Raw genomic sequence first — 6,617 nt, 5'->3', positions numbered from 1 at the left:
CCCTTTATAACTTTACATCTAAAACAAGCAATACTATCTTGATATATAATTTCATAGAGGTTGCTTGACCTATTAGATTTTTTAATAATATCTCCTTCATAAATCTCCACTCCGTTTTTATCTTTTAACCCTGTATATTGCATGAATACATACCCATAGTCATCCTGATTTAAAATAGCGTTGACTACATCTACTGGATTGGTATCATATTTAATACATCCTGTTTGTTCTTTATTGTATATCATCATGTTTAGGTTTTTATCCCAAGCTCTAAACTTAATCTCTCTCATATCCCTTTCCTCCCCTGCTTAATCCTCTTTTTGTACAGCTTGTTTCTATTAATGCATCTTTTTTTATACTTAAATTCTTTTCTTAAGTTCACTCTTATTCTTTTAAGTGCTTTATCAAGGAGCATGTCTACTCTACACATCTTTAGTTCCTCCTATCTCTCTATAATTTCAGCATCCTCTTTTCTTATTGCTCCATCTTTAGTTACATAGGATTTATTTCTTATTTCTTGTACCTTATATACTTTTCCAACTTTCTTCTCATACCAGGTATTCTTTTTCCCATTCATTATTATTACTTTCATGTTTTTATTTCCTTTCAATTGATTGTCATATGAGAACATATGTATACAACTATGTTCCCACATGACTTTATCTTTGTGTTGTGACGCTAAAATACTACAACCATACTTGGAAATGGTGCTGAATTTTTAGCGTTGCCAAATTTTAATCTCCCCTTTATAAACCTTATTTCCTTAGCCTTACGATAAATGTAAGAATGAAAATATTTTGTATCTGTTCTAGCTGGTATTAACATTACCACTGTTGTATTTTCTTTCTTAGATTCCTTATATGCCTTCTCTACCCATTTGCTAATCTCACGCCCATATGGTGGATTGCAAAATACTTTATGTCCTTGCCAATCTTGTTTTAGCCCATCTTCTACTACTGTGTAATACTTAGGACACTTAGCATTTTCATGGGTAGCACATGGATCTAGATCAAAATTAAACTCTTTATTTAGCTCATTGTAAAACTCTTGTGGTGTAGCCCATAAATCCGTTTCGCTACTAAACATTACTGCCGTATTCACTTTATCACTTCCCTATCTCATAAATTTAATTCCTGGACCTACTCTTTGTATTATGCTCTATTCACCCCAGTCACTCTGTTCTTCTTCTAAGTTATCAATAAATTCTTCTATTTCAGTAGCTCCATTAGCATATTTTATTTCTTCTATAGCTTCTTCTGAATAACCAACTTCTCTAAATTTTTCTTCTAAATCTCTTAGTTCCTGTTGTTTTAATTTATAATACATTTTGTTATCCCTCCATTTAATTTTTAATTCATAATAATTAAATGTTAATTCTTAAATATCTTCTTGCCTTTTATACAATGTCTGTAATGCACTTATTTCCGCCTGTAAAGCCTGTGCCTTATCTCTGCCAGCTTTATATCTAAACTCTGCTAAATCTCTGTTAAACTTTATTTCTGCAACATTAGCTCTTGCTACATCTCCAACTATAGATACTGGAACTTTCTGTTCTCTTAACTTCATAATTTCCATACCTAAAGCTTTTCTATATTCCTGTTCTGCTTCTGCATACTCCCTGGCTAAAGAAAATAATTTATCTCCACTTTTCTGTAATCTCTTAGCAGCTGTATATATTTCCTGTGCTATTGCTACTGTATCTACTGCCATTAAGATACCTCTGTTATTTCTACTTCTATCCTAGGGTTGTCCTTGTCCACTTTAAAAGTATGTTTAAAATTATTTACTTCTTTCCAACCATCATTTTCTATTGCTCCTGCTTCTACTAATCCATCTAATATAAATTTAATTCCTACTGCTATATTGTCTTTATCTTTCCTTTTATTTTTACAGTACCAGGTAATATCTAAATCTATTTTGTTAAACTTTCCTTTACCTTTTGCTAACCATGTAACTAGATCTGTATATTCCTTTTTTAAATTCCTATATTCCATGTAATGTCTTTTGGATACATTTATAATTTTATTTAAGTCTGGTAATTCTCCCGGAATAATTAATTTCAATGCAGCTTCCCTCCCATTAATTCTCTAACTTCTTTTTCCGAGTATCCTAGCTTAAAATACCTCTTCTGCAACAATTCCTTTAACTCTAAATCTAGTTTTCTTCCATCCTTCCCATGCACTCCATTATTTCCTTTATGACAATTCCAACAAAGTGGTATTACACTATATTCATTTTCATATTGTGTTCTTTTTCCATTCCCATGGATAATGTGATGGTATTCAACTAGTCTATTACTGCCACATACAACACAATTAATTCCATATCTTTCTTGTATCTTTTTAAATAACTTCTTGTCCATATTTTCTCCTTTGCCTTATTAAATGATTGTCATATGAGAATACAGTTTTACAACTATACCCCCATATAACCTTATTCCTGGATTATGCTATTATTTGAATGTTTCCTAATCCTTTAAGTTGTTCTTCTAAGTAAGCTTTTATTTTTATCATAGCTTCATTTCTCCATGCTCCACCATCTGCTTCAAATAGTGCTGCCCTTGGACCACTCTGCATTCTAAATATGAATTTTGATTCTGGTTGTTCTATTTCTGGAAAAGTTCTAAATGGTGCTAATACTACTGGATTAGGTACTTTTACTTCATTCACACTTGCCACTCCTGTTTTTATTGTTGCTGCTTGACTTACCCCATCATCACCAACCTCTTTTACTGCACTATCTTTAACACAACCTGTTACTTTAAGTAATAAACCTCTATCTTTATTTTCTACAAATGATGATTGAAGCATTATATTGAATTGTTCTGTATCTAAAAATCTATCAAATACTATATTATTAGGTGTTAAGGCTTCACATGATAAATAATATTCTCTATCTTTATCCCCTCTTAGTTCTGAACAAAGTTCTACACAACTTGGACTTTTTACATGAACTAATAATTTTTTACTGCTCTTTGCATCAAAATTAGACTTTAAGTAATCTACTAGTGCTGTTAATGTAGTTGTATTTAATTCTGATGGCTTTGGATCTCTTACTCTGTATAATTCCTTTGTTGAATATTTTTGACCATCTACCTCTATTACCTTTGTTTCTCCTAAACCTACTAAATACTCTAAAGCGTCTTTGTTTTCACTATACATAATTCATTCCTCCTAAAATTTTATTATTTAATTACTTGTAATCCAGATAAATCTTCTTTATTTTCTTCTAGCACTTCTCCAGTTTCACTATCAACTTTTAAAACCTGTTGTCCTGGTAGCTGCTTTTTAAATTCAGTTCCCAATACTTCTCCTTCTAAAGTTCTGTCTATAATAATTTTTGTACTTACTGATGATTTTGGAGCTAATTTAGTCTTTGCAATAATTTCAACTTCTGTAAGTTCTCTATCTTCTCCAGTTACAAATTTCATTTCTAGAGTTAGTTTTCTTTTAGTTTTATAATCTGTATTCGGATCTGCTATATTCTCTAACACCTCCTTTAAAGCTTGGTCCATTCTTTCTGCTAAAGCTCCATTAGCGAAAGTTTCTAAGTTAATCATTTTAGCCATTACTGTTCCTCCTCTATATTTTTAATATTAATACTTTCTCTTTTCTTAACCTGCTCTTTTAAGTATCTCTGCCAATTACCACCTTGAGAATATATTTTAAGCACTCTCTTAATTATTTCCTCGTTCCTCATAGTTTTTTACTCCTTATTTCCAACCTAAAAGTTTCTTTTCTAAATCATCAAATGTCATACTTCCATCTGATCCGTCATATGTTCTTTGCTGATAGCCATTAAAACTGTCTACTTTAGCTCCATTGTCTTTTCTTTCTACATTGCTATACTTTGTTTTTTTCTCTTCCTTTTCTCTTTTAAATTCCTTTTCCCTTGCTTCTGCATCCTCTACAGTTTTAATATTATTTTTTAGCCAGTTATTAAGAATACCTTTCACATAATCCAAAGATCTTTTATTCTTATCTACTGCTTTTTGTAATGCTAAAGTTATAAGTCTTGGTTGTAACTTATCATCTTCATAGGATTTTAAAGTATCTAATTCATATTTAGTTATTAGATGAAAATTATTATTAAAAAATTCTACATAGTTACTATCTAACTCTATATCTTTATCTATATCTAACTCTTTATCTAACTCTATCTCTGTATCTATCTCTGTCGGACAATTTTGGGACAGTGGGGGGACGTTGTCCCCTTCTGCTTGGACATTGTCCTCTTTTGAAGGTAATTCTTTTTGTTTTTCCCTTTGCAATCTTTTCTTTTTAGCCCATTTAGTTTCAGAACCTATCATATTTTGAGTTTCTACCATAAATAATGTTCCATCATCCCAAATTTCCATAAGACTAAGTTTTGAAAACATATCTATTGCTACTCTTACTGTATCTATATTTGTATTTGTAATACTTGCTAACATTTCAGGGGTATATGGAATAATCTCTCTGAACATTAATTTTCCTTCTGTGCTAACTGATTTTAATAATAACTTCATATAAAAAATTATATAGTCTTTCCCATTTGGCATATTTTCTATAATTTTAATTTCTTCTTTTTCAAAGAAGTTGTCTTGAAGTTTTAGCCAGTAATATCTTTTGTTGCTCATTCAATCACCTCAATGCTTCATATAGTTCATTCATCTTCTCTCTTAAGTTTTCAAACTGGTATTTATCTAGAGTAATTTTCATATCTAGAGTTTCTATATAAAATTCTCCTGCTGAATAATCAACATCAAATTCATCTACCTTGGTATCTTTATAAGCAAATTCTATTTGTCCCTTAATCATTTGTCTCCCTCCTATTTATAAATCTTCTAAGGTTAATATCCCATTAAGTTTTTTAGTATTTCTACAATAATCACATTGTTCACATCTTATTGGTTCTTCTTCTCCATTCTTAACTTTTATAAATCTTGGAAGTAGTGTTTCAATTTCTAAAAGTTTATCTTTTATAAATTCAGTACCAGTGAAAATTATCGCTTTATCCGGTGGATCTTGTTTATCAATTGCAATTATGTGTGGTTGATAGTATTCTATTTCACCTGTATTTTGCTTAATTATTTCTGCATATACTGCCATCTGTAAAAGATAATCATAGTACTCTATAAAGTTTTGTTTTATCTCTAAGTTCTCATTCCAATACTTTTTATAAAGTTCTCTGGTTGTTTTTAAGTCAACAAATACTTTTCTATCTGGATTATAAATATCTATCATACATTTCCACTTGGCTCCAAATAGTTCTGCTATCATAACTACTTCCTTTTGTCCTTCTCTAACTTTTTTTACTAAATTATCTTTTTCTAAAGCTGCTATCATCTTATCTCCTAGTGCATATTTAGCATATAAAGTTCCATCTTTCTTAAATAATTCTGGATGTTCTGTTTTAAATTCTTCTAAAGTTCCTTCTGACCATGCATGTACATAGCTACCTAATAAAAAAGCTTCATTCCTACCTTCTTCCCATTCTCCGTTAAGTTTAGCTATAGTTTTTGCTTCACATTGCTTAAAACTTTTGAATTGGGAGACAGAGAAATATTCCCTGTCTGCTTCAATACTAAAATAATTATGTTTATTTAATATCATTGTTAATTTCCTCTTCTTTAATCTCAAATGTGGACTTTTCAGTTTTTATTTTAAAATAATCTTCTCTATTAGCCATTCCATCTTGTAAGCTCTTATATACTTTTCTAAGCCTTATAAAATCATTCTCGCTAAATGCTTCACTGGAACATCCTAAGAATTCTTCTATCATTTCCTTTGTTACACTAAACTTATCTTCAAAAGCCTTAACCATCTTTCTAACTCTATCTATTAATGGTTCTGGATTATTAGTTTTCAATGTTAATTCACATTGTTCTATAGCACTATCTATTACATCACCTGGTATTACTCCTAAAATGCAAGCTCTTAATCTTCTAGCTCCTTGATTAGCTACCATTTCATATATATCTCTAGGATCTGTCAAAACTTTATTTCCCTTTTTTGTGGACCTAATATGTGGAACATTAAATATTTTTGTTTGTCTAGTATTTGTTTCTAAATCCCAAGCATATGCCATAACCTGGCTTTCTCCATTCTTTTGTTCTAATTCTATAATTCCATAATCTAAGTTACCCCAATTTTGTGCTAATGCTTCTGCTAGTCTTATACTTGGTCCAGTTACTTTCATTCCACCCCTTGGATATTCATACATGCTTTGCTCTGCTAAACTTTTTCTTTGGCAAGCTCTTAATATCTTATTAAAAGCTTCTATTTCATCCCTTGGAAATTTCTTAGCTACTATCATAGCTGCTTGAACTTCTTGAGCTTGTCTAGTTGTAACCATTTCAGTAGTTGTTGTTTTAGTTTGAACTCCTTGATTTTCAGATATATTCATAATTTCATTAGCCATTTATATCTCTCCTATCTTTTTAAAATCTAAAATACAATCTTCACATATCTTTAAATTATCTATGTGATAATATTCATCACCTTCATATATCTCATGTCCACATATGGAGCATTCCTCAGCTATTTGCATAATTGGTGCTTCATATCCATACTCATATTGGCAATCTGGTAAGTTATCCACTTTACAAATCCTCCGTTTTCTCTTATACTTTTAAT

General features: G+C 30.6%; 16 protein-coding genes. All 16 read right to left on the bottom strand.

What is annotated here, in order from left to right; all coding sequences use genetic code 11:
* On the bottom strand, positions 1-290 hold a 290-nt coding region (locus B5D21_RS09160; protein ID WP_242942727.1), incomplete at its 3' end, for a YopX family protein.
* Positions 287-430 (bottom strand): hypothetical protein, encoded by a 144-nt coding sequence (locus tag B5D21_RS14195; protein ID WP_164967551.1) that lies wholly within the window; start codon positions 428-430, stop codon positions 287-289. The genes B5D21_RS14195 and B5D21_RS09160, both read right to left, overlap by 4 nt.
* 12 nt (positions 431-442) lie before the next feature.
* Positions 443-592, bottom strand: coding sequence for a hypothetical protein (locus B5D21_RS14190; protein ID WP_164967550.1), 150 nt, complete (start codon positions 590-592; stop codon positions 443-445).
* 86 nt (positions 593-678) lie between these two features.
* Positions 679-1,101, bottom strand: coding sequence for a phage N-6-adenine-methyltransferase (locus tag B5D21_RS09155; protein ID WP_035127675.1), 423 nt, complete (start codon positions 1,099-1,101; stop codon positions 679-681).
* 57 nt (positions 1,102-1,158) lie between these two features.
* Complete coding sequence (locus tag B5D21_RS14080) at positions 1,159-1,326, bottom strand: hypothetical protein (RefSeq protein ID WP_155274213.1); 168 nt, start codon at positions 1,324-1,326, stop codon at positions 1,159-1,161.
* A gap of 51 nt (positions 1,327-1,377) precedes the next feature.
* Positions 1,378-1,710: a hypothetical protein gene (locus tag B5D21_RS09150; RefSeq protein WP_035127678.1), complete on the bottom strand. Its 333-nt coding sequence runs from the start codon at positions 1,708-1,710 to the stop codon at positions 1,378-1,380.
* Positions 1,710-2,063 carry a RusA family crossover junction endodeoxyribonuclease gene (locus B5D21_RS09145; RefSeq protein WP_035127681.1) on the bottom strand — a complete coding sequence of 118 codons (354 nt, stop codon included), beginning with the start codon at positions 2,061-2,063 and terminating at the stop codon, positions 1,710-1,712. The genes B5D21_RS09150 and B5D21_RS09145 overlap by 1 nt, the downstream gene beginning before the upstream one ends.
* The gene (locus B5D21_RS09140; RefSeq protein ID WP_035127684.1) at positions 2,060-2,362 is read right to left on the bottom strand and encodes an HNH endonuclease; all 303 of its coding nucleotides are present in this window, start codon (positions 2,360-2,362) and stop codon (positions 2,060-2,062) included. The genes B5D21_RS09145 and B5D21_RS09140 overlap by 4 nt, the downstream gene beginning before the upstream one ends.
* A gap of 82 nt (positions 2,363-2,444) precedes the next feature.
* Positions 2,445-3,161, bottom strand: a complete 717-nt coding sequence (locus tag B5D21_RS09135; RefSeq protein WP_035127686.1) for a hypothetical protein — start codon at positions 3,159-3,161, stop codon at positions 2,445-2,447.
* Between the two features lie 23 nt (positions 3,162-3,184).
* Positions 3,185-3,568, bottom strand: a complete 384-nt coding sequence (locus tag B5D21_RS09130) for a hypothetical protein (protein ID WP_035127689.1) — start codon at positions 3,566-3,568, stop codon at positions 3,185-3,187.
* On the bottom strand, positions 3,568-3,699 hold the full coding sequence (locus B5D21_RS14410) for a hypothetical protein (protein WP_274542233.1): 132 nt from the start codon (positions 3,697-3,699) through the stop codon (positions 3,568-3,570). Before B5D21_RS14410 ends, B5D21_RS09130 begins: the two co-directional genes overlap by 1 nt.
* A 13-nt stretch (positions 3,700-3,712) precedes the next feature.
* The gene (locus tag B5D21_RS09125; protein WP_052056100.1) at positions 3,713-4,618 is read right to left on the bottom strand and encodes a phage replisome organizer N-terminal domain-containing protein; all 906 of its coding nucleotides are present in this window, start codon (positions 4,616-4,618) and stop codon (positions 3,713-3,715) included.
* Between the two features lie 4 nt (positions 4,619-4,622).
* Complete coding sequence (locus B5D21_RS14075; protein WP_155274214.1) at positions 4,623-4,799, bottom strand: hypothetical protein; 177 nt, start codon at positions 4,797-4,799, stop codon at positions 4,623-4,625.
* A gap of 15 nt (positions 4,800-4,814) precedes the next feature.
* On the bottom strand, positions 4,815-5,594 hold the full coding sequence (locus B5D21_RS09120; protein ID WP_035127692.1) for a PD-(D/E)XK nuclease-like domain-containing protein: 780 nt from the start codon (positions 5,592-5,594) through the stop codon (positions 4,815-4,817).
* Positions 5,581-6,402 (bottom strand): hypothetical protein, encoded by an 822-nt coding sequence (locus B5D21_RS09115; RefSeq protein WP_052056103.1) that lies wholly within the window; start codon positions 6,400-6,402, stop codon positions 5,581-5,583. The genes B5D21_RS09120 and B5D21_RS09115 overlap by 14 nt, the downstream gene beginning before the upstream one ends.
* Positions 6,403-6,582: a hypothetical protein gene (locus B5D21_RS09110; RefSeq protein ID WP_035127695.1), complete on the bottom strand. Its 180-nt coding sequence runs from the start codon at positions 6,580-6,582 to the stop codon at positions 6,403-6,405. It abuts the gene before it with no gap.
* Between the last annotated feature and the right edge of the window lie 35 nt (positions 6,583-6,617).

The sequence above is a fragment of the Clostridium tetani genome, from assembly GCF_900167265.1.
Classification (GTDB): Bacteria; Bacillota; Clostridia; order Clostridiales; family Clostridiaceae; genus Clostridium_G; species Clostridium_G tetani.
Note: the sequence above shows the minus strand (reverse complement) of the source record. Positions and strands in the feature narration are given on the sequence as shown.